Source organism: Pseudoxanthomonas sp. CCNWLW251 (assembly GCF_037402255.1).
Classification (GTDB): domain Bacteria; phylum Pseudomonadota; class Gammaproteobacteria; order Xanthomonadales; family Xanthomonadaceae; genus Pseudoxanthomonas_A.
Window position 1 is genome coordinate 972,448 of sequence record NZ_JBBEGA010000001.1, and the last position, 21,227, is coordinate 993,674.

18 protein-coding genes and 1 riboswitch are annotated in these 21,227 nt (G+C 67.5%); of the genes, 11 read left to right on the top strand and 7 right to left on the bottom strand.

Annotation, left to right across the window (positions count from 1 at the left end; translation table 11 throughout):
* Positions 1 to 16 precede the first annotated feature (16 nt).
* Positions 17 to 1,399: an L-serine ammonia-lyase gene (locus WBN46_RS04675; RefSeq protein ID WP_337730492.1), complete on the top strand. Its 1,383-nt coding sequence runs from the start codon at positions 17 to 19 to the stop codon at positions 1,397 to 1,399.
* Between the two features lie 10 nt (positions 1,400 to 1,409).
* Positions 1,410 to 1,751 carry a nucleotide pyrophosphohydrolase gene (locus WBN46_RS04680; protein ID WP_337730493.1) on the top strand — a complete coding sequence of 114 codons (342 nt, stop codon included), beginning with the start codon at positions 1,410 to 1,412 and terminating at the stop codon, positions 1,749 to 1,751.
* A gap of 30 nt (positions 1,752 to 1,781) precedes the next feature.
* Here WBN46_RS04680 and WBN46_RS04685 read toward each other — a convergent pair whose 3' ends face one another.
* Positions 1,782 to 2,216 carry a helix-turn-helix transcriptional regulator gene (locus WBN46_RS04685; protein WP_337730494.1) on the bottom strand — a complete coding sequence of 145 codons (435 nt, stop codon included), beginning with the start codon at positions 2,214 to 2,216 and terminating at the stop codon, positions 1,782 to 1,784.
* Between the two features lie 251 nt (positions 2,217 to 2,467).
* On the opposite strand from WBN46_RS04685, the gene WBN46_RS04690 reads away from it, so the two are divergent.
* Entirely contained in the window at positions 2,468 to 5,506 is a 3,039-nt protein-coding gene (locus WBN46_RS04690) for a two-component regulator propeller domain-containing protein (RefSeq protein WP_337730495.1), read from the top strand.
* 55 nt (positions 5,507 to 5,561) lie between these two features.
* The gene (locus WBN46_RS04695) at positions 5,562 to 6,569 is read left to right on the top strand and encodes an alpha/beta hydrolase (protein ID WP_337730496.1); all 1,008 of its coding nucleotides are present in this window, start codon (positions 5,562 to 5,564) and stop codon (positions 6,567 to 6,569) included.
* A gap of 18 nt (positions 6,570 to 6,587) precedes the next feature.
* On the opposite strand, the gene WBN46_RS04700 is transcribed toward WBN46_RS04695, so the two are convergent.
* Genes WBN46_RS04700 through WBN46_RS04710 form a run of 3 tightly spaced genes read right to left on the bottom strand, consistent with a single transcriptional unit; the run spans position 6,588 to position 9,927 of the window.
* The gene (locus WBN46_RS04700) at positions 6,588 to 7,664 is read right to left on the bottom strand and encodes a homoserine dehydrogenase (protein WP_337730497.1); all 1,077 of its coding nucleotides are present in this window, start codon (positions 7,662 to 7,664) and stop codon (positions 6,588 to 6,590) included.
* Positions 7,661 to 8,884 (bottom strand): O-succinylhomoserine (thiol)-lyase, encoded by a 1,224-nt coding sequence (locus tag WBN46_RS04705; RefSeq protein ID WP_337730498.1) that lies wholly within the window; start codon positions 8,882 to 8,884, stop codon positions 7,661 to 7,663. Before WBN46_RS04705 ends, WBN46_RS04700 begins: the two co-directional genes overlap by 4 nt.
* Positions 8,881 to 9,927, bottom strand: a complete 1,047-nt coding sequence (locus WBN46_RS04710) for a homoserine O-succinyltransferase (protein WP_337730499.1) — start codon at positions 9,925 to 9,927, stop codon at positions 8,881 to 8,883. The genes WBN46_RS04705 and WBN46_RS04710 overlap by 4 nt, the downstream gene beginning before the upstream one ends.
* Positions 9,928 to 10,018: 91 nt before the next feature.
* Positions 10,019 to 10,135: riboswitch (SAM riboswitch) on the bottom strand.
* Between the two features lie 113 nt (positions 10,136 to 10,248).
* Between WBN46_RS04710 and WBN46_RS04715 the strand changes: the two genes are divergently transcribed.
* The 5 genes from WBN46_RS04715 (at position 10,249) to WBN46_RS04735 (ending at position 16,820) form a co-directional block, all read left to right on the top strand.
* Positions 10,249 to 11,340, top strand: a complete 1,092-nt coding sequence (locus tag WBN46_RS04715) for a phytase (RefSeq protein ID WP_337730500.1) — start codon at positions 10,249 to 10,251, stop codon at positions 11,338 to 11,340.
* Entirely contained in the window at positions 11,337 to 12,263 is a 927-nt protein-coding gene (locus WBN46_RS04720; protein ID WP_337730501.1) for a M23 family metallopeptidase, read from the top strand. Before WBN46_RS04715 ends, WBN46_RS04720 begins: the two co-directional genes overlap by 4 nt.
* A gap of 84 nt (positions 12,264 to 12,347) precedes the next feature.
* Positions 12,348 to 13,964 (top strand): peptide chain release factor 3, encoded by a 1,617-nt coding sequence (locus tag WBN46_RS04725; protein ID WP_337730502.1) that lies wholly within the window; start codon positions 12,348 to 12,350, stop codon positions 13,962 to 13,964.
* A gap of 123 nt (positions 13,965 to 14,087) precedes the next feature.
* Positions 14,088 to 14,783 carry a hemolysin III family protein gene (locus tag WBN46_RS04730; RefSeq protein WP_337730503.1) on the top strand — a complete coding sequence of 232 codons (696 nt, stop codon included), beginning with the start codon at positions 14,088 to 14,090 and terminating at the stop codon, positions 14,781 to 14,783.
* An 87-nt stretch (positions 14,784 to 14,870) separates the two neighbouring features.
* Positions 14,871 to 16,820, top strand: coding sequence for an AsmA family protein (locus WBN46_RS04735; protein WP_337730504.1), 1,950 nt, complete (start codon positions 14,871 to 14,873; stop codon positions 16,818 to 16,820).
* Between the two features lie 11 nt (positions 16,821 to 16,831).
* Here the strand turns inward: WBN46_RS04735 and WBN46_RS04740 are convergent, their stop codons facing one another.
* Genes WBN46_RS04740 through mtgA form a run of 3 tightly spaced genes read right to left on the bottom strand, consistent with a single transcriptional unit; the run spans position 16,832 to position 19,030 of the window.
* Entirely contained in the window at positions 16,832 to 17,260 is a 429-nt protein-coding gene (locus tag WBN46_RS04740) for a CBS domain-containing protein (RefSeq protein WP_192200322.1), read from the bottom strand.
* Entirely contained in the window at positions 17,220 to 18,251 is a 1,032-nt protein-coding gene (locus tag WBN46_RS04745) for a glycosyltransferase family 2 protein (RefSeq protein WP_337730505.1), read from the bottom strand. The genes WBN46_RS04740 and WBN46_RS04745 overlap by 41 nt, the downstream gene beginning before the upstream one ends.
* Before the next feature lie 5 nt (positions 18,252 to 18,256).
* Positions 18,257 to 19,030 (bottom strand): monofunctional biosynthetic peptidoglycan transglycosylase, encoded by a 774-nt coding sequence (gene mtgA / locus WBN46_RS04750; protein WP_337730506.1) that lies wholly within the window; start codon positions 19,028 to 19,030, stop codon positions 18,257 to 18,259.
* Positions 19,031 to 19,154: 124 nt separating this feature from the next.
* On the opposite strand from mtgA, the gene WBN46_RS04755 reads away from it, so the two are divergent.
* A complete protein-coding gene (locus tag WBN46_RS04755) occupies positions 19,155 to 20,051 on the top strand; it encodes an Hsp33 family molecular chaperone HslO (RefSeq protein ID WP_337730507.1) in 897 nt (298 codons plus the stop codon).
* A 118-nt stretch (positions 20,052 to 20,169) separates the two neighbouring features.
* Positions 20,170 to 21,033, top strand: coding sequence for a hypothetical protein (locus WBN46_RS04760; protein WP_225590920.1), 864 nt, complete (start codon positions 20,170 to 20,172; stop codon positions 21,031 to 21,033).
* The last annotated feature ends 194 nt before the right edge of the window (positions 21,034 to 21,227 follow it).

The following is a 21,227-nucleotide window of genomic DNA, read 5'->3' on the forward strand; positions in this document are numbered from 1 at the left end:
GCATAGAATACGCGGCATGGCAGTCAGCACGTTCGACCTCTTCAAGATCGGCATCGGTCCCAGTTCGTCCCACACGGTCGGCCCCATGCGGGCCGCCGCGCGTTTTGTCGCCCGCTGGCTGGAAGAACCCGGCCGCCTGCACGACGTGGCGCGGATACGTGCGGAAGTGTTCGGTTCACTCGCCCTGACCGGCCGCGGCCACGGCACCGACAAGGCCGTGCTGATGGGGCTGGAAGGCCATTACCCGAACGAGATCGACCCGGACATCATCCCGCCGGCGCTGGAGCGCATCCGCAAGGACAAGCGCCTGCTGCTGGGCGGCACCCACGCGGTCGCCTTCGACGAGAAACGCGATCTGCTGATGAACAAGCGGCAGAAGCTGCCCTACCACACCAACGGCATGCGCTTCACCGCCTACGACGCGCTGGACGAGGTGATCGCTACGCGCGACTACTACTCCGTCGGTGGCGGGTTCGTCGTCAATCAGGATGACGCCGCAGTGGATCGCATCGTCGCTGACGAGACCCCGCTGCCGTATCCGTTCAAGAGCGGCGACGAGCTGTTGGCCCAGTGCCAGCGCAGCGGACTGAGCATCGCCCAGCTGATGTTCGAGAACGAGAAGGCCTGGCGCAGCGAGGATGAGATCCGCGACGGACTCCGCGCGATCTGGAACGCCATGCAGTCGTGCATGGCGCGCGGCATCCGCGAGGAAGGCACCCTGCCTGGCGGCCTGCACGTCTCGCGGCGCGCACCCGCGCTGCACCGCGAACTGTCCAGCAAGCCCGAAGCCGCCATGCGCGATCCACTGACCGTGCTGGACTGGGTGAACCTGTATGCGCTGGCGGTGAACGAGGAGAACGCCGCCGGTGGCCGCGTGGTCACCGCGCCTACCAACGGCGCGGCCGGCATCATCCCGGCGGTACTGCACTACTACGACCGTTTCTGTCCCGGCAACAGCGAGCAGCGCGTGTTCGATTTCATGCTCACTGCCGCGGCCATCGGCATCCTCTACAAGGAAAACGCCAGCATCAGCGGCGCCGAAGTGGGCTGCCAGGGCGAGGTGGGCGTGGCGTGCTCGATGGCCGCGGGCGGGCTGGTCGCCGCACTCGGCGGCACGCCGAGCCAGATCGAGAATGCGGCCGAGATCGGCATGGAGCACAACCTGGGCCTGACCTGCGATCCGATCGGCGGGCTGGTGCAGATTCCGTGCATCGAACGCAACGCGATGGGCGCGGTGAAGGCGATCAACGCCAGCCGCATGGCCATGCGCGGCGACGGCAAGCACAAGGTCAGTCTGGACAAGGTCATCAAGACCATGCGCGACACCGGCCGCGACATGCAGGACAAGTACAAGGAAACCAGCCGCGGTGGGTTGGCGGTTAACGTGATCGAGTGTTAGGCGGCATGACGTGAATCTTCACGACCTTGAAAAGCTGGCATTGCGTCTGAACGAGCTTTACGAGCAGCTTGAGATCAAACGTTATGGCCGCGTCTGGACCACTGAGGAACTGGCACTCGGGTTCGTCGGAGACGTTGGTGACCTGGCAAAGCTGATCCAGGCCAATGCCGGCGTCAGGCATATCGATGACTGCAAAGCCAAGCTTGGCCATGAACTGTCTGACTGCCTGTGGTCAATCATTGTTCTGGCGCACAAGTGCGGCATCGACTTGCAGGGCGAGTTCGTCGGGAATGTCACCGAACTGACCGGGTGTGTCTCCCGCGAACTGGGTGCAGATGCAGGTGCCACCTGATAGGTTGGCCCAAACCTGATCTTCACAGCGTCATCGAGCGCCAGCATCGCGGCGGGACGGCTCACACGCCGCGCTGTCCCGATCACAGTCAGCTGTCGCCCGGTTGTCGCGCTCGGCCATGCCTTTGCCGATGGAATACCCAAACCAGACAACCAAGCACACAAGCAGCACGGCGGGCATGAGCCATGAAGACGCGGCGCTCGCCGGCTTGGGCAGCGAAGGCCCCGTAGAGATGTCGATTGGCAGTTGAGTCCCGGCGATCAGACGCACTGGTACGTCCAGAGCCGCAGCCAATGCCATGCACGTTTCTTGGGATGCTGCCGAGCCTGCCTCGATCCGCTGCAGCGTCCGCGTGCTCAGCCCGGCGACCGTCGCCAGATGCTCCTGCGACCATGCGCGCTGTTCCCTCAGAGTTCGGATCCGTTCCGCGTTCAGTTTCATGTCCATGATGGTTTCAGGGTCCATGCCAGTGTAGGTGAGCCGTAAGCGTCGGAGGAGGACCGCCCCGGTACCACGACAAGAACCCGACACCAGGCCGACACCGCCCGCGGCGATGCCGCGCTTTCCCTTTAGGCACGCGGGTCCGCGCCGATACCCTTTTTGGTAAACCTACTTACCGGAGACGCGCCCTGTCCGACCACACGGACACGACCCGCCGTGCCCGCCCGTCCTGGCGGCACCGACTGGCGGCCTGGTGCCTGCCCCTGCTGGGCGGGATGGCGGGGCTTTGTCCGCCGGCACAGGCGCTCGACCCCTCCAAGTCGTTCCACCACTACGTGCGGAATCACTGGGCGCTGGAACAGGGCCTGCCCCAGCTGAGCGTCCTGGCCATCGCCCAGGATCGGCCGGGCTACCTCTGGTTCGGCACCCAGGCCGGGCTCAGCCGCTTCGACGGGGTGCGCTTCACCAATTTCGACCTGGACAACACGCCCGGCCTGCCCAGCACGTGGATCGAGGCGTTGCACACCGATGACGAAGGACGCCTGTGGATTGGCACGCCACAGGGGCTGGCGGTGCGCGAAGGCAACCAGGTCACGCCGCTGGCCCTGGCCGACGGCGAAGCACCGGGCGTGGTGGACGTGAACGCGCTGGCGCGCGATGCCCGCGGAAGGCTGCTGGTGGCCTCCAACCGGGGCGTGATGGTGGTCGTTGGTCGCCGCCTGCAGACCCTCCACCGGATCGAGGACGGCGGCGCGCTGGCCCTTCATGTCGACGCCGACGGGACGCTGTGGGCCGGTAGCCGCGGACGGGTGCACGTCTTCGATGGCGCAGGCGAACGCACGCTGACACTGCCCGGCAACGTCTCTGCGGATGCGATCACCTCGCTGGCACGCCACGATGGACGGCTCTGGGCCGGGTGCGGTACCGGCCTGTTCGTGTTCGATGGCCGCCGCTGGCAGCGGCACGGCGAAGTCGCGCCGGTGAGTGGCGGCGTGCAGGCACTGCACGAGGACCACGACGGCATCCTGTGGGCGAGCACGCGCGACACGCTCTACCGCTTTCGCCAGGGCCGACTGCTGGAACGGATCCGCGCCTCAGGTCCGCTGGCGGAGATCCGCGCACTCTACGAAGACCGTGAATCCAACCTCTGGCTGGGCAGCAACAACGAAGGCGTCAGCCGCGCCTGGAACGGCTGGACGCGCCGTTACAGTCGAGCGGAAGGGCTGGCCCAGCCTCTGCTGTGGTCGGCCGCGCGGGCCCCCGATGGCCGTACATGGGTGGGCAGCGACGACGGCGTGAGCGTGCTGGAAAGCGGCCGTTTCCGCACGCTGATACCGGGACGCGCACTGCCGCATCCCGCCGCCTACAGCCTGTTGCCCGAGAACGGGCAGACGTGGATCGGAACGCGCAACGGCGCGGCGCTCTACTGCGATGGACGCGTGCAGCGTCCGCGCATGCTGGCGGCGATGGACACCGCGCAGGTCAACGGCATCGTGCGGGACCGGAGCGGACGGCTCTGGTTCGCCACCAGCACCGGGCTGTACCGCTGGGATGGCGGAGACCGGCTGCACCGCTACGCCGAACAGGCGGGCCTGCGCGACATCCGCGTGCGCGTACTGCTGGAAACCCGTGACGGCCGCCTGCTGGTCGGCACGCAGAGCGGCCTGTACGAGTTCGTCGACGAGCAGTTGCTCGCAATCCCGTTTGGCGGCACCGGCCTGGACGCGCCGCACATCGTCGCATTGCACGAACTCGCCGGTGGGCAATGGGTGGCAGGCACGCTGTCGGAGGAAATGCTGCTCCTGTTCGACGGCCAGCGCTGGACGCGCCTGGACAAGCAGCGCGGCATTCCCGCGAACGCCGCGTTCTTCTTTGGCGAGGACGCCAGCGGATTCCTTTGGGTCGGTGGCCTGCGCGGGATCTATCGGGTCGCCGTCGCGGACCTGCTGGCCGCCACCGAAGATCCCGGTGTGCGCGTCAACGCCAGGACGCTGCTCAACGAACGCGGCGACCGCCACGGCGGCCAGAAGGGGGACTGCTGCAATGGCGCCGGCAACAGCCGCGGGTTCCTGGTCGACAACGCTCTATGGCTGCCCACGCGCGACGGCGTGGTGGTGATGGCGACGGACCAGGACCTGGCCAACGCCTACGTGCCCGAATCGGTGGTCGAACGCGTGCAGGTCCAGGGCAAGTGGCGCCCGGCGGATCCCGCCGCCGACTGGTCGCTGCCCAGCGCGGCGCGCGACCTGCGCTTCGAGTTCACCACCCTCAGTTTCCAGGCCTCGGACCACATCGACATCCGCTATCGCCTGAAGGGTTACGACGAAGACTGGCGGTTGCTGGAAGACCCCCACCAGCGCAGCGCGACCTATACCAACCTGCCCGCCGGACGTTACGTGTTCGAGGTCATCGGCACCAACAACAGTGGCGTATCCGGCCGTGCCGCTGCCACGCAGTCGTTCTCCATCGCTCCGTATTTCTACGAGAGCGCATGGTTCTACCTGCTGGTGGCGGTCAGCCTGGCGATCCTGGTGGTGCTTTCCAACCGCTGGGTGCTGCGACGCCACCACAACCGGCGCATCGCACTGGAACGGCTCGTGCAGCAGCGCACGCGGGACCTGCAGCAGGCCAACCGGCAACTGGAAGCCATCAGTCTCACCGACCCGCTGACCGGCCTGCACAACCGTCGCTACCTGACCCGGCAACTCCCCGCCGATATCGCGTACTACCAGCGCATGCCCGGCTTCGCGGCCGGGGTCGACGTACTGGCCTTCGCGCTGCTGGACATCGACCACTTCAAGTCGATCAACGATGGCCATGGCCACCAGGCGGGTGACCACGTGCTGCAGACCGTCGCGCATCGGCTGCGCACGCTGTCGCGCGACGGCGACTACGTGATCCGTTGGGGTGGGGAAGAATTCCTGATGGTGTTCAGGCCGATGCCGCGGCACGAGCTGCATGCGCTGGGCCGGCGCATCTGCACCGCCATCGCCGCACAACCGATCGAAGTGGCCGGCGCGCACCTGCAGGTGACCGCCTCCCTGGGCCTGATCGGCTATCCCCCCTTCGCGACGGCGCCCGAACTGCTGGGCTGGGAACAGCTGGTTTCGCTGGCGGATCGCGCGCTGTACGAGGTGAAGGCGAACGGCCGCAATGGCTGGGCGCTCTACGAAGCCACGACGTTGCCATTGCCTCCGCTCGATCCCGACCTGCTGCGCCGCGACCCCGGCGAGCTGGTCCGTCGCGGCAACCTCGCGTTGCGCGGCCCACATCATCCGCTCGCCACGCCGCCCGCGCCTCTGCCGCGGGATTGACGTCATCCAAAGGGCATCCGCGATACGCTGGCACACCACGTTGCGGAACCGTTGCATGAAGACTGTTCGCTGGAAGCTGGCCACGTTGGCGATGACCCTCGCCACCCTCCCGCCCGCGCATGCCGAGGCACTGCCCCGCCACGGCGCACGGCTCGAGGGGTTCGACTACCCGCACCCGGTGCGGACCTTCGCAATCGCATCACAGGCCCAATCGCTGGAGATGGCCTATCTCGATGTCGCGCCTGCAGCGCCGAACGGCCGTACCGTCGTGCTGCTGCACGGCAAGAACTTCTGCGCCGCCACGTGGGAGTCGGCGATCACCGCATTGACGGAGGCCGGCTACCGCGTGATAGCACCGGACCAGATCGGCTTCTGCAAGTCGGCCAAGCCGCAGCGCTACCAGTATTCCTTCGACCAGTTGGCTGCCAACACGCATGCCCTGCTGGCGGATCTCGGCATTCGGCGCGCGGTGGTCGTGGGTCATTCGATGGGCGGCATGCTGGCCACGCGCTATGCGCTGCAGTATCCGCAGGCCACGCAGCAGCTGGTGCTGGTCAATCCGATCGGGCTGGAGGACTGGAAGGCCGACGGCGTGCCGTGGCGGAGCATCGATGCCTGGTACGCGCGCGAGCTGAAAACCTCGTTCGACACCATCCGCGACTACCAGCGCACGGTGTACTACGGCGGCGAGTGGAAGCCGGAGTACGAACGCTGGGTACGGATGCTGGGTGGCATGTACGCAGGCGACGGCCGGGACGCGGTGGCATGGAGCCAGGCGCTGACATCGGACATGGTGTTCAATCAGCCTGTCGTCCACGAATTTCCGCGGATCACCGTACCGACGACCCTCTTCATCGGCCAGAAGGACCGCACCGCCATCGGCAAGGATCTGGCATCCCCCGAACTGGCGAAACGGCTGGGCGACTATCCTGCGCTGGGCAAGCGGGCAGCCGCTGCGATCCCCGGCGCGACGCTGGTCGAGTTCGACGACCTGGGGCACTCGCCACAGGTGGAAGCCCCGGCGCGCTTCAACGCGGCGTTGCTGGACGCCCTGACGCCATGACGCGCCCGGAAGGGACTTCTACGCCGCCTGCGAGATCGCCAGTACGTCGTCCAGCAGCGCCGCCGCGGTGACGTCCGCGCCGGCGCCCGGGCCCTGCACCACCAGCGGCTGTTCGGGGTAGCGGTCGCTGTAGATCGCCACGCGATTGTCGGTGCCGCCACCGCCGCACAGCGGATGATCGGCCGGCAGTGCCTGCAGCCCGACGCTGGCGCGCTCGGCATCGAAACGGCCGAGGAAGCGCAGGCGCGCGCCATTCCGGTAAGCGTCCTTGAAACGCGTTGCCAGCGGTGCATCCAGTTGGACGAGCGCCGCGTCCAGTTCCGCCAGCGGCAGCGCGGCGAGCTCCGTCGGCACCAGCGAATCCACCCGCACGTCTTCGGCCTGCAACGGGAAGCCCGCCGCACGCGCCAGGATCAGCAGCTTGCGGCGCACGTCCTCGCCGGACAGGTCCAGGCGCGGGTCGGGCTCGGTGAAACCGGCCTGTCGCGCCTGGCGGACGAAGCCGGAGAACGCGCGCATGCCGTCGTACTGGTTGAACAGCCACGCCAGCGAACCGGACAGCACGCCTTCGACGCGATGGATGCGGTCGCCGCCAGCCACCAGCGCGCGCAGGCTGCGCAGCAGCGGCAGTCCCGCGCCGACGGTGGCGGCATCGCCGTATTGCGCGCCGGAATCCGCTCTTGCACGCGCGATGGCCTGTGCGCGCGGCAGCGAGCTGCCGCTTCCCAGCTTGTTGGCCGTCACCACATGCACGCCCCGCGACAGCCATTCCGCATGCCAGTCCGCCACGGTCTCGCTTGCCGTGGCATCCACCACGATGTCGCCGGCACGCAGAGCTTCGCCCTCCGCCCACGGTGGCAGGTCGTCAGCGCGGGCGACGGCCTGGTTGGCCTCGTCCAGTGCCTGTCGCACGGACACGTCGCAAGGCTGCAAGGCGCGCGAGTTGGCCAGCCACGCCAGCGTCGGCACATGCAACGCGCGCTCCTGCAGGCGCTGGTAACGTGCGACGAAGGCACTGCCCACCACGCCCGTCCCCAGCAGCGCCAGTTTCGGCGCGGCACGCGGCGCGGTCGCCAGCCGGACGACGGTGCTCATGCGTCGGCGAGCCGGCGTTTGGAGTCGGCCACCACGGCTTCGGCGCGCGCCAGGGCGGCACCGATGTCGGCCAGCAGATCATCGGTGGATTCGATGCCCACCGACAGGCGCAGCAGGCCGTCGGAGATGCCGGCCTTGGCGCGCGCTTCCGGGGTCATCGCCGCATGCGTCATCGTCGCCGGATGCGCGACCAGGCTTTCCACCCCGCCCAGCGACTCGGCCAGGGTGAAGTAACGCAGGCCCTCGACGAAGGCGCGCACGGCTTCTTCGCCGCCCTCCAACTCGACGCTCAACATGGCGCCGAAACCCTTCTGCTGGCGCGCGGCGACCGCATGCCCCGGATGCGTCGCCAAGCCCGGGAAGTACACCTTCGACACCACCGGATGCCCATCCAGCAAGCCCGCGATGGCATCGGCATTCTCCTGGTGCACGCGCAGGCGCGCATCCAGCGTGCGCAGCCCGCGCAGCGTCAGGAAGCTGTCAAACGGCGAGCCGGTCAGGCCCAGCGCATTCGCCCACCACACCAGCTGCTGATGGGTTTCCGCATCGCGCGCCACCACCGCGCCACCGACCACGTCGCTGTGGCCGTTGATGTACTTGGTGGTGGAATGCAGCACGACATCGGCGCCGAACGCGATCGGCGTCTGCAGGGCAGGCGACAGGAAGGTGTTGTCCACCACCGTGCGCGCGCCGGCCTTGTGTGCGGCTTCGATGACGAAGCGCAGGTCGGTGATGCGCAGCAGCGGATTGGACGGAGTTTCGATCAGCACCAGCTTGGGCGACTGCGCCAGCGCATCGGCCAGCGAGCGCGGATCGGTCAGGTCGGCGGTGATCAGTTCAAAGTGGCCCTTCTTCGCCAGCGCGTTGAACAGGCGCCAGCTGCCGCCGTACGCATCGTGCGGCACCACTAGGCGGTCGCCCAGCTCAAGCAGCGCGTTGAGCACCAGCGTGATCGCGCCCATGCCGGTGGCGGTGATGACGGCACCGGCGCCACCCTCGAGTTCGGCCAACGCCTCGGCCAGCAAATCACGCGTGGGATTGCCGCTGCGCGTGTAGTCGTATTCGCGCTTCTGCGCGAAGCCGGCGAAGCTGAAGTTGGACGACAGCACGATGGGCGGCGTGACGGCGCCGTAGGCGGTATCGCGGTCGATGCCAGCGCGCACGGCGGCGGTGGCGGGACGACAGGCGGTGTCGGCGTCGGTGGGGATGAAGCTGCTCATGCGAGGTCTCCGGCGGCGCGCAGGGCCGAGGTGAGGATGGAATCGATGCGGTCGGTTTCTTTCAGGAAGGCGTCGTGGCCGTAGGGCGAACGCAGCACGCGCAACTGGCCCAGCGTGCCCAGGCCTTCCACCAGCGCCACGGAATCGGACAGCGGCACCAGGCGGTCGCCCTCCACCGCGACCACCAGCGTGGGCACGCGGACATCGGCGGGATCGACGCGGTGCAGGTCGATGGACTCGGACAGGCGTACATAGGCGGTCACCGGCGTGCGCGCGACGTACTGCGCACCGGCGGCATCCAGGTAGTCTTCGGCGGCCACGCGCACGCGGCCGTTGACGATCTCGGGCGCGCTGTCGAAGCGCACGCCGAACTCCTCCGGCGTGCGGTAGCTGAGCATGGCGAACTGCCGCGCCAGCGACAGCCCCTGCGCATCGGCGCACTGCAACTGGCCCAGCGTGACTGCACGCCGTTGCAGGGCACGCCAGGCGGCCGCATACGGATGCGCGCGATGGGCACCACTGACGGCGACCAGCTTCTTCACGCGTTCGGGATGGCGGGCGGCGAACTGCAGGCCGACCAGCGCGCCGTACGAGTAACCGACGAAGGCCTCCAGACGCGCGATGCCCAGTGCGCCCAGCAGCTTGGCGATGGCATCGGCCTGGTCGGCGGAGTCGATCGGCGCATCGAGGCGGCCGTCGGCACCGACGAAGTCGAACGCGAGCAGCTGCCGCTGCGCCGGATCCAGCGCGCGGCCAGCAGCGACCAGCTCGTTCAGCCAGCCACTTTCAGGGAATACGTGGCTGGCGGTCAGGTGGCGGTGCGCGGAAATGCCGCCGGCCACGAAGACCACCGGTGCGCCCACTGGCCCCTGCAGTTCGTAACGCAGCGTCACCGCACGGGTGCCGGCATGGCGCATGGCCAGTTCCACCACCACTTCGCCGCGCAGGGCGCGGGGCGCGTCGTCCTGCGTGGAAGACAGCGAGAGGCCCTCGAGCGACGAAGGCTCGGCAAGGCGATGGAGCGAAGGACTGACGAAACTCATGGCGGCATCCGGTGGGCGTGATCCCTTGCGGGACGGGACTGCACCACCGAGCTTCGCGGAGCTCGCGTTCGCCGTGCTGAGGACACGGTACGAACCATCTTCCGGCAGACGCTGAGGTCCCCGCAGGATTTGGCACCTACACGGCGCTTGCGCGTCGCTGGCTGCCCCGGCTTCTTCGGGCCTGTCCCTCTGCCGGTCTCGATGGTGAGGCTACTCTGCCGCCGGTTTCCGCCCGTGTCAATCGCTTTATTCGGATGAAGCGATGAAATTTGACGCCGGTCTCCCTGCCGGCCGCCACAGCGATAACGCATAATTCACAACATGACCCGGAATTGCCTCCTGGGCGGTCTCTGCGCGGCGCTGCTGGCCGCCTGCTCCACCGCCCCCCTGCACACCTCCACTCCGCCCGCGCCTCCGCCCAGGACCGCAGCCGACGCCACCATTGCGGAAGCCTGGGTCTCCGACCCGGTTGCCGGCGACGAACTCGATTCGCTGGTGGCATGGCCCGCGGAGGACGGCCAGGTCTGGCTGATCGCCACGGCCAAGGCCACCCACCACCTCGCCATCTACGACGCGGACACCGGCCAGCGCCTGCGCACGGTCGGTACGTCCGGAAGTGCAGTGGGCCAGTTCAACCGCCCCAACGGCATCGCGGTGTTCGGCGACCTGCTGTTCGTGGCCGAACGCGACAATCACCGGGTGCAGGCGTTCCGGCTGCCGGAGTTCGCGCCGCTGGGCGCGTTCGGGGCTGACGCGCTGCGCGCGCCGTACGGTCTGTGGGTTCACGAAACCGCGCCGGGCGAACTGGAGTTGTTCGTCACCGACAGCTTCATGGCCGATTTCCGCACCATGAAGCTGCCCCCGATGGAAGAATTGTCCGGGCGCGTGAAGCGGTTCCAGGTACGCGTGGAAGACGGTGGCAAGCTGGAGGCCAGCCTGGTGGGCGAGTTCGGCGACACGGGTGCGGCGGGTGCGCTGCGCATGGTGGAGTCGATCGCCGGCGATCCGGTGCACCAGCGCCTGCTGGTGGCCGAAGAGGACCGCCGCGTGGGCTCCACGCTGCGCGACTACACCCTGTCCGGGCGCTACAACGGCCACAGCCTGCCGGTGTTCGACGCCGATGCCGAAGGCATCGCACTGTGGGCATGCAGCGCCGAGGACGGGTACTGGGTGGCGGTGGACCAGCTGACCCCGACCCGCTTCCGCGTGTTCGACCGCACCACGCTGGCGCCCCGCGGTGTGTTTTCCGGGCAGGTGACGGCCAATACCGACGGCGAGACGGTCTACGCGATGCCGACCAGGCGGTTCCCGGCCGGCGCGCTGTTCGCGCTGCACAACGACGTATCACTGGCCGCCTTCGACCTGCGCGACATCGCCCGCGCACTCGACCTGCAGGGCGATTGCCCACGGTGAGCGCACGCGTACTGGCCCTGGCCTGCGGCGTCGCCGTGCTGGTTGCCAGCATCGGCGACGTCCACGCGGCCCGCCTGTACCGCTGGAAGGACAAGCAGGGCTATACGCAGTACGGCGACCAGCCCCCGCCGCCCGACCAGTTGGCGGACAGCAGCCTGGACGTCATGCGGTTCCGCAATCCGCCCAGTGCGCTGGTGCGCCTGCGGCTGGAGAAACAGGGCCTGCGCTACCAGGCCTGGGCCGACAACCTGATGCATGGGCCGGTGGAAGTGCAGCTCGGCTTCCGTCGCCAGCGCGACGTACGCAGCGTGCCGGCCTTGCCCGCCCGCGCCGTGGTCCCGGCGCGCAGCAGCGTGCTGGTGGCCGACATCGGGGTGACGGACCCGCTGCGGGGCGGCGACTTCGAACTGACCCTCGACGGCATGCCCGGCGATCCGGACAGCCGCCCGCAGGACTACGAGTACCGCCTGCCGTTCGATTACGGACGCGTGCGCGTGGACCAGGGGCCCGGTGGCCGGTTCAGCCACAGCGACGCGCAGAACCTGCACGCGGTCGATTTTGCCGTTCCCGAGGGCACCCGGATCGTGGCGGCCCGCGAAGGGCTGGTGATGCAGGTGGAATCGGATTTCGACAAGGCAGGGCTGAACCGCGAGAAGTACGGCGGGCGCGCCAATTTCATCCGTATCCTGCATTCCGACGGCAGCATGGCGCTGTACGCACACCTCAAGGCGGAAGGCGCACAGGTGCGCGTGGGCCAGTACGTGCGCAAGGGCCAGTACATCGGACTGTCGGGCAATACGGGGTTCTCCACCGCACCGCACCTGCATTTCGTGGTGCAGGCCAACCGTGGCATGCGGCTGGAATCGGTGCCGTTCCGCATGTTCGGCCCCCTGGGACGACTGCAGTTCCCGGCCAGCCGTTGAGCCGGCGCCGACGATCCATCCCCCGCGCCCCGCTATAATCGCGCCCCTCCCCGCTTCCTCTGCGCCCGTCCGGGCGCCCGCCCCATGTCCGATCCGAAAAGCGCAGTGGCCTCCGAAGCGGCGCGCCGCCGTACCTTCGCCATCATTTCCCACCCCGACGCCGGCAAGACCACGCTGACCGAAAAGCTGCTGCTGTTCGGCGGCGCCATCCAGATGGCCGGCTCGGTCAAGGGCCGCAAGGCCGCGCGCCACGCGACCTCGGACTGGATGGCGCTGGAAAAAGAGCGCGGCATCTCGGTCACCTCATCGGTGATGCAGTTCCCGTACGAGGGCAAGATCGTCAACCTGCTGGATACGCCGGGCCACGCCGACTTCGGCGAGGACACCTACCGCGTGCTCACCGCGGTCGACAGCGCGTTGATGGTGATCGACGTGGCCAAGGGCGTGGAGGAACGCACGATCAAGCTGATGGAAGTCTGCCGCCTGCGCGACACGCCCATCATGACCTTCATCAACAAGCTGGACCGCGAAGGCAAGGACCCCATCGACCTGCTGGACGAGGTTGAAAGCGTGCTCGGTATCCAGTGCGCGCCCGTCACCTGGCCGATCGGCATGGGACAGCGCCTGAAGGGCGTGGTGCACCTGATCACCGGCGAAGTGCACCTGTACGAGCCCGGCCGCAACTTCACCCGCCAGGATTCGACAATTTTCCCCTCGCTGGATGCGCCCGGTCTGGCGGAGAAGATCGGCGAAGAAATGCTGGCGCAACTGCGCGACGAACTGGAACTGGTGCAGGGCGCCAGCCATCCCTTCGACAAGCAGGCCTACCTGAACGGCAAGCAGACGCCGGTGTTCTTCGGCTCGGGCGTCAACAACTTCGGCGTGCAGCCGCTGCTGGACTTCTTCATCGAACACGCGCCGTCGCCGCAGCCGCGCGAGACCACCGGCCGCGAGGTGCAGCCGGAGGAGAACAAGCTCACCGGCTTCGTCTTCAAGATCCAGGCCAACATGGACCCGCAGCACCGCGACCGCGTGGCGTTCATGCGTGTGTGCTCCGGCCGCTTCGAGGCGGGCATGAAGACCTTCCACGTGCGTACCGGCAAGGAAATGAAGCTGGCCAATGCATTGACCTTCATGGCCAGCGACCGCGAGATCGCCGCCGAGGCCTACCCCGGCGACGTGATCGGCATCCACAACCACGGCACCATCTCCATCGGCGACACATTCAGCGAAGGCGAAGCGATCAGCTTCACCGGCATCCCCAACTTCGCACCGGAACTGTTCCGCCGCGCGCGCCTGCGCGACCCGCTCAAGCTCAAGCAGTTGCAGAAGGGCCTGGCGCAGCTGAGCGAAGAAGGCGCCACCCAGTTCTTCCGCCCACTGATGAGCAACGACCTGATCCTGGGCGCGGTGGGCGTGCTGCAGTTCGATGTGGTCGCGTACCGCCTGAAGGACGAATACGGCGTGGATGCGTCGTTCGAGAACGTCAGCGTGGCCACGGCGCGCTGGATCCGCTGCGACAACGCGAAGAAGCTCGAAGAGTTCCGCGACAAGAACGCCATGAACCTGGCCCTGGACGCGGCGGGCCAGCTGGTCTACCTGGCGCCGACGCGGGTCAACCTGCAACTGGCGCAGGAACGCGCGCCCGACGTGGCGTTCCTGGCGACGCGCGAGCACGCCCACAGCGTGGACCTGGGCTGACCAGCGGCGGGAAGCCGGTGCGGCATGCCGTTGAGGGCTCCAGGCCAAGCCGGAGCCCCTTCATCCACCGACCATGAGCGCCATGTCCATGCATCAGGTGCTGCATTGCGGTAACGTTGGCGCATGTCTGATTCCTCCCCTCTCGAGACCCTGCGCGCCCGCAAGCGGGCGGATCACCTGATCGATATCCGCGACGAGATCGCGAGCGCCCTGACGCACGGACTGGGTGCCGTCGCCGCACTTGCGGGTGGGGCAGTGCTGATCACGCTGGCGGCCATCCACGGCGACGGCTGGCAGCTGGGCGCCTCCATCGTGTTCGGCGTGACGCTGCTCCTGCTCTACACGGCCTCCACGCTGTATCACGCCATCCAGCACCCGGTGGCGAAGGGACGGCTGAAGGTCTTCGATCACTGCGCGATCTACCTGCTCATCGCGGGCACCTACACCCCGTTCACCCTGATCGGGTTGCGCGGACCATGGGGCTGGGGACTGTTCACGGCCATCTGGACGCTCGCCCTCGCCGGGGTGATCTTCAAGCTCTTCTACACCGGCCGCTTCAAGCTGCTCTCCACGATCATCTACATCGCGATGGGATGGCTGGTGGTCGTGGCGGTCAAGCCGCTGCTGACCTCCGTCGACCCGTGGACGCTGGGATGGATGCTGGCTGGCGGCCTGTTCTATACCTTGGGTACCTTCTTCTATCACCGCGAATCGATCCGCTATTCGCATGCCATCTGGCATCTTTTCGTCATCGCGGGCAGCGTCTGCCACTTCGTGGCGGTCACCCAGCAGGTGCTGACGCCGCGCCTGGCGCCCTGAACCGGCCCTCGACGTTCGTGTCCCGCACATGAACCGGCGGGCACGCACTTCGCAATGCATGAACACGCGGCGCCGGACGATGGGGCCATGGACGAAGCGCCCTCCCCACGCAGCCGTTTCGCTCTACGCACGTTGACGCGCACCCGCGCGCTGGTGCTGGGCGCGCTGGCCGCGTGCCTGGTGGTGCTGGCGCTGCTCTTCCAGTGGAACTGGCTTCGCGGCCCCATCGAACGCATCGTCACGTGGCAGACCGGGCGCAGCTTCGAGATCGCGGGCGATCTGGACGTGGACCTCGGGCGCGTGACGACGCTCCGCGCAAACACCCTGAGCTTCGGCAATGCGCCCTGGTCGAAGGTCCCTGTGATGGCCGCCGCAGACCGCGCCGAACTCAGCGTGGAAATCTGGCCGCTCCTGTTCAAACGGGAAACACGCATCACGGACATCCGGCTGACGAAGCCGCACCTCCGGCTTGAAACCGGGCCCGACCGCAAGGGCAACTGGGTGTTCGGCGACCGCGATGGCGAAAGCCACATCATCTATCGGGCGCTCTGGATCGACGACGGACGCCTGCTGTTCCTCGACCCGGCACGCAGGACGGACGTGGACGTGCGGCTGGCAAGCACGCCGGGCGCGACGCCTGCGGAGTCGCCCCCGGTCGACATCGAAGGCAAGGGCCGGTGGTCCGGAAACCGGTTCACCCTCGCCGGCCAGGTGGCCTCGCCTCTGGCACTGCGGGAGACCGACAAGCCTTACCGTATCGATCTCCGCGCCACTGCAGGCGCTACCCGGGCGCACGCACGCGGGACACTGCTGGATCCGTTCCGCCTGCGCGACTTCGACCTCAAGCTCATGCTCGCGGGGCAGAACCTGGAAGACCTGTTCCCGCTGATCGGCGTGGCCACGCCACCCACACCGCCCTACCGCCTCGATGGCCGCTTCACCCGCGACGGCAACACCTGGAACTACGATGGATTCACCGGCGTCGTCGGCGACAGCGACCTGGGTGGCTCCGCCAGCGTGACGGTCGGCCGCGACCGCCCTCTCCTGAAGGCAAACCTCGCATCGAAACGGCTCGACTTCGACGATCTCGCGGGTTTCGTGGGTGCCCCGCCACAGACCGGTGGCAGCGAAGCCGCCAACGCCCAACAACGTGCCGAGGCCGCCGCTCTGGCCGCCGACGCCCGGATGCTGCCCGACAGGCCCTACAACCTGGCGAAGCTGCGCGCGATGGATGCCGACGTGCGATGGAAGGCCCACCGCATCAATGCCCCCGGCCTGCCCCTCGATGACATGGATGCCCACCTGCTGCTCGAAGGTGGCCTGTTGCGCCTGGAGCCGCTGAACTTCGGTGTCGCGCAGGGCGACATCCGTTCGCAGATCCGCATGGATGCGCGCAGCAGCCCGATCCGCACCCAGGCCCGCATCGCGGCGCGCGGACTCGACCTGGGAGAACTGTTCCCGCAGGCCGAACTGACGAAGTCCGCCATCGGGCGCATCGGCGGCGATATCTCGCTGACAGGCACCGGCAATTCGATCGCCGCCATCCTCGGCAGCTCCAGCGGCGACGTGGCCATCGGCATGGGACGTGGCCAGATCAGCAATCTGCTGATGGAACTGGCCGGCCTCGATATCGCCGAGGCGTTGAAGTTCCTGGTGACGAAAGACCGCACCGTGCCCGTCCGCTGCGCATTCGGCGACTTCACCGTCAAGGGCGGCGTGATGCAGGCACGCGCGCTCGCGTTCGACACCACCGACACGCTCATCGTCGGCAAGGGCCAGATCAGCCTGAAGGACGAGACGCTGGACCTGGAACTGCGTCCAAGACCGAAGGACCGCAGCATCCTGGCGTTGCGCTCGCCGCTGGTGGTGGGTGGCACGTTCAAGGACCCGTCGTTCCGTCCCGACTTCAAGCGACTCGGCCTGCGCGGCGCCACCGCGCTCGCATTGGGCAGCATCGCACCGCCGGCCGCCCTGCTGGCGACGATCGAAGTGGGTCCCGGTGAAGACAGTGGCTGCGGCGGGCAGTACGCGAAGTAGTGGCGTCGGCCTCAGCTGGCGATGTAGCGCTGCAACTGGTCCAGTTCGACCTGCTGGTCCTCGATCACGGCCTTGACCAGGTCACCGATGGAAATCACGCCGACGATCGCCTCGCCTTCCACCACCGGCAGATGGCGGATGCGATGTTCGGTGACGATCTGCATGCAGTGGTCGACACTGTCGTCGGGACGCACCGTCACTACCCTGGCGGTCATGATGTCGCGCACCGGCGTGTTGGATGAAGACCGTCCCTGCAACACCACCTTGCGCGCGTAGTCGCGCTCGGACACGATGCCGCAGAGTCGCGCGCCCTGCATGGCGAGCACCGCGCCCACGCCCTTCTCCGCCATCAACTTGATGGCATCGAGGACGGAGGCATCGGGAGAAACCGAAAAGACTTCAGGGGTCTTGGACCCCAGCAACTGACGAACCGTGCGCATGGCGATCTCCGGAATGGGGAGCGGGTCGATCTGGCACGGGCAAGGATACTCCTGCCGCCGCCGGTTGCCACGCGTCGACCAGGTACAGCGGACGCTGCTTGGATTCCTCGTACAGACGGCCCAGGTATTCGCCGATCAGTCCCAGCGCCACCAGTTGGGTGCCGCCGAGGAACAGGATGACCACCATCATGGTCGGCCAACCCGCGACCGGATCCCCGAACAGGAACGCCTTGGTCACGATGTAGATGGCGAACGCGAACGCCATCAGTGCCGTGAGCACGCCGATGTACGTCGCAACCCTCAACGGCGCGGTGGTGAAACTGGTGATGCCCTCCAGCGCGAAGTTCCACAGCTTCCAGAAACCGAAGCTGCTGCTGCCGGCCACCCGTGCTTCGCGATGGTAGGGCACTGCCACCTGGTTGAATCCGACCCAGCCGAACAGCCCCTTCATGAAACGGTGCCGTTCCCGCAGTTCGCGCAATGCGGCAAGCGCACGCGGCGAGAGCAGGCGGAAGTCGCCGGTGTCGGCGGGGATGGGTGTCTTCGACAAGCGGCCGATCACGCGGTAGAACGCATGCGCCGTGGCGCGCTTCAGCCAACCCTCGCCGTCGCGCGCGATCCGCGTGCCGTGCACGTTGTCGTAACCGGCCTGCCACTGGCGCACGAATTCGCCAATCAGCTCCGGAGGGTCCTGGCCATCGGCATCCAGGATCAGCGCCGCACCGGTTTCCACGCGATCCAATCCCGCCGTCAGCGCCGCTTCCTTGCCGAAGTTGCGTGAAAGCCGCAGCACCGAGACCCGGGAATCCGCTGCGGCCAGGGCGCGCAGCACCGGCCATGTGGCATCCCGGCTGCCGTCGTCCACGTACAGCACGCGCCCCCGCACCTCCGGCATCGCATCCAGGGCCGCCACGATGCGCGGATGCAGCAGCGGCAGCGATAACGCTTCGTTATAGGCAGCCACCACCACGGTGACCTGCCACGTGGCCACGCCGCTCACCGCAACGTCTCCAGATAGGCCGTCCCGCCAATCTGGCCGACCTGCCGCTGGATGCGTCGTGCCTGGCGTTGCACGTAGGGGCCGGGCTTCTGCGCGCTGTAGCGGCGCGGTGCCGGGAGCACTGCGGCCAGGCGGGCGCTTTCGGCGGATGTCAGGCGCGCCGCATCCTTGCCCCAGTAGCTTCGTGCCGCAGCCTGGCCGCCGTACACGCCATCACCGAATTCCGCGATGTTCGCGTAGACCTCGAGGATGCGATGCTTCGGCCACAGGATTTCGATCAACACCGTGTACCAGGCCTCCAGCCCCTTCCGCGCCCAACGGGTGGCGGCATGACGGCCTTGCCACAGGAACAGGTTCTTGGCGACCTGCTGGCTGATGGTGCTGGCGCCACGCAGTCGCGTCACCGGCCGGCCGCGCTTTTCGGCACGCTCGACCATCTTGCGGTTGTGCGCGCGGGCCTTCTCGATGGCGGCCAGGTCGAACCCCCGATGGACGGCGAAGTTCTGGTCTTCCGCCGCCACCATCGACACCGGCAGGCTGGGGGCGATGCGCTCCATGTCACGCCAGTCGTAGGCAATGCGGAAGCCCCATTCCCCCTGCCCCCAGGCTTCGAACATCCGGGCCGCCATGAACGCGGTGAACGGCGGATCGACGAACCTCAGCACCGCGACCTGCAGGATGCTGGCGGCCGCGAACAGGAACGGCAGCGCGAGCAGCCAGCGGAACCAACGACGCGGACGCCGCGCCTTGGCGGCCGTCGGCACATTCATCGGGCCATCCCGAGCTTGAGGATGGTCATGGTTGCCCCCATCGTGGCGTTTCCCTTGGCGGATTCGTACGGCGCATTATGCCGAGACGCTCCGCCCGACCGCACTTCCCCTGTATGGATCTCCCGTGACCGCCGACACCACCGCCGATACCCTGACCCGATTCCTGCTCCCCGCTGCCGGCGTCCGTGGCGTGGCCGTGCGCCTGGACGATGCATGGCAGGCCGTGGCCGGACAGGATGCATATCCGCCGGCCGCCCGCGAACTGCTGGGTGAAGCCAGCGCTGCGGCAGTGCTGTTCACCGGCCACACAAAGGTGGATGGGCGGTTGTCCATCCAACTCCGCAGCAGCGGCGCCCTGCGTACCCTGTTCGCGGAGTGCACGGCGGCTGGCACCGTACGCGGCATCGTCCAGATGCCGGAAGAACAGGATGCCCCGCGCGATCTGCGCGACCTGGGCGACGACGCGCTGCTCGCCATCACCATCGAGAATCCCGGACTGGATCCCCGCGAACCCCAGCGCTACCAGAGCCTGGTCGGGCTTCAGGCCAGCCGCCTGGCAGAAGCCTTCGAGGACTACTTCCGCCAGTCCGAACAACTGCCTACCCGACTGCTGCTGTCCGCTGACGGCGAGCGCGCCTGCGGCCTGATGCTTCAGAAGCTGCCGGGTGACGAGGGCGACGTCGACGGCTGGAACCGGGCGGGCGCCCTCTTCGATACCCTCGGTGAAGCCGAACTGCTGGCGGTCCCCACCCGGGACCTGCTGCACCGCCTGTTCCACGAGGAAGCCCCGCAAATACTGACCGAACGCCCAGTTCGGTTCGGATGCTCTTGTTCGCGCGAACGGGTTGAGAGCATGCTGCAGTCGTTGGGGGAGGAGGAGGCGACGGCCGCACTGGCCGACGGGGTGGCTGAAGTCCGTTGCGAGTTCTGTGGGCAACAGTATCGATTCACGCCCTCGGAGATCGCGGAACTTTTCAGTCCGCACCCGGTCGAAGTCGAGGCGCCGCACCGCCTGCAGTAGTTCGGTCATCAGCCGGACGCCCCGGGGACTTGTTAAAGAAACATAAACGGCATAGCATCGGTTCCCCTTCGGGAGGGGAACTCCAGGTCGTCCTAGGAGTCTGAAGCGAGCCATGAACCTGCGTAGCCTGTCACTGTCGCTTGCCCTGCTGCTCGCCTCCGGCGTGGCAGTGGACGCACATGCACAGAAGAACACGCGCAAGCCGGCCGCCGATGCCCAAGCCACTGCCCTGCCCATCTGGAACAACGATGGCAAGGTCGAGGCCGTCCTGTTGCTGGAGCCTACGGGCCAGGCAGAGGCCGGTGCCCGCTGGCGCATGGGCCGCAATTCACTCACCACGGCATTCGGGCTGGAAAGCGGCGATGCGCTTGGGCTGGTCTGCAATCGCAAGGCCGGGGTGGTTGGCAACATCGGCAACCTGGCGAGCCACTGCATGCTGGCGACCCTGGACGACGAGGACGAGGCAACGTCCAGCCAGCGCATCAGCGCGTCTGCCGTCCTCAGCCGCCCGGGCGGCAAGCTCGGTCTTTCGGCCGGCACCGGCCGCGACACGCTGCCGGCATGGCTGTCGTCCGGCCGTGGCACGGGTCGGGTCGAACAGAACGATCTGGCCGTGTTCGGGCAGAAGAACATCGGTCGCGAGGGCTTCGTCTCCATCGGTGGCGCAGTCGCCAAGGCCACCTTGGTACCGGCTTCCGACCTGCCGGCGTTCGCGGAGCGATGGAACAGCCGCAGCCTCACCGTCGGCGGCGGCTACGGCCCCTTCAGCGCAAACATCATCGGCCGCGTCATCGACGTGCCTGGCCAGCCTGGCAAGTTCGAGGGCCTGGGCCTGGGCCTGACCTGGCGTACCCCGTGGAGCGGACAGCTCACCGTGGGTGCCGAGAACGTCATCACCCGCGGCAAGAATCCGTTCTCGTTGACCAACGACAACGCCGACGAAGGCACCGTGCCTTACGTCCGGTACGAGCAGGACCTCTAGTCCGCCACTACCTTCTGCGGCTCGCCTCATTCGGGGGCGTACGGCCCTGTGCTTGCGTATGCACAACCCCGATTCGCCCCTCTCCAGCACCATACGGGCACGCGTGGCGGCTGAATTGTGTGCGCCACCTCACAAAAACGTAACAAAACTTACGTCTCTCCCCTCTCAATCTTCACGCGGGTTTAATTCCCGTT

Bases quoted from the DNA above. Each gene is read 5' to 3' on its own strand.
- WBN46_RS04675 (WP_337730492.1), top strand. From the start codon at position 17: ATGGCAGTCAGCACGTTCGACCTCTTCAAGATCGGCATCGGTCCCAGT.
- WBN46_RS04685 (WP_337730494.1), bottom strand. From the start codon at position 2,216: ATGGACCCTGAAACCATCATGGACATGAAACTGAACGCGGAACGGATC.
- WBN46_RS04690 (WP_337730495.1), top strand. From the start codon at position 2,468: ATGGCGGGGCTTTGTCCGCCGGCACAGGCGCTCGACCCCTCCAAGTCG.
- WBN46_RS04695 (WP_337730496.1), top strand. From the start codon at position 5,562: ATGAAGACTGTTCGCTGGAAGCTGGCCACGTTGGCGATGACCCTCGCC.
- WBN46_RS04700 (WP_337730497.1), bottom strand. From the start codon at position 7,664: ATGAGCACCGTCGTCCGGCTGGCGACCGCGCCGCGTGCCGCGCCGAAA.
- WBN46_RS04705 (WP_337730498.1), bottom strand. From the start codon at position 8,884: ATGAGCAGCTTCATCCCCACCGACGCCGACACCGCCTGTCGTCCCGCC.
- WBN46_RS04710 (WP_337730499.1), bottom strand. From the start codon at position 9,927: ATGAGTTTCGTCAGTCCTTCGCTCCATCGCCTTGCCGAGCCTTCGTCG.
- WBN46_RS04715 (WP_337730500.1), top strand. From the start codon at position 10,249: ATGACCCGGAATTGCCTCCTGGGCGGTCTCTGCGCGGCGCTGCTGGCC.
- WBN46_RS04725 (WP_337730502.1), top strand. From the start codon at position 12,348: ATGTCCGATCCGAAAAGCGCAGTGGCCTCCGAAGCGGCGCGCCGCCGT.
- WBN46_RS04730 (WP_337730503.1), top strand. From the start codon at position 14,088: ATGTCTGATTCCTCCCCTCTCGAGACCCTGCGCGCCCGCAAGCGGGCG.
- WBN46_RS04735 (WP_337730504.1), top strand. From the start codon at position 14,871: ATGGACGAAGCGCCCTCCCCACGCAGCCGTTTCGCTCTACGCACGTTG.
- WBN46_RS04740 (WP_192200322.1), bottom strand. From the start codon at position 17,260: ATGCGCACGGTTCGTCAGTTGCTGGGGTCCAAGACCCCTGAAGTCTTT.
- mtgA (WP_337730506.1), bottom strand. From the start codon at position 19,030: ATGAATGTGCCGACGGCCGCCAAGGCGCGGCGTCCGCGTCGTTGGTTC.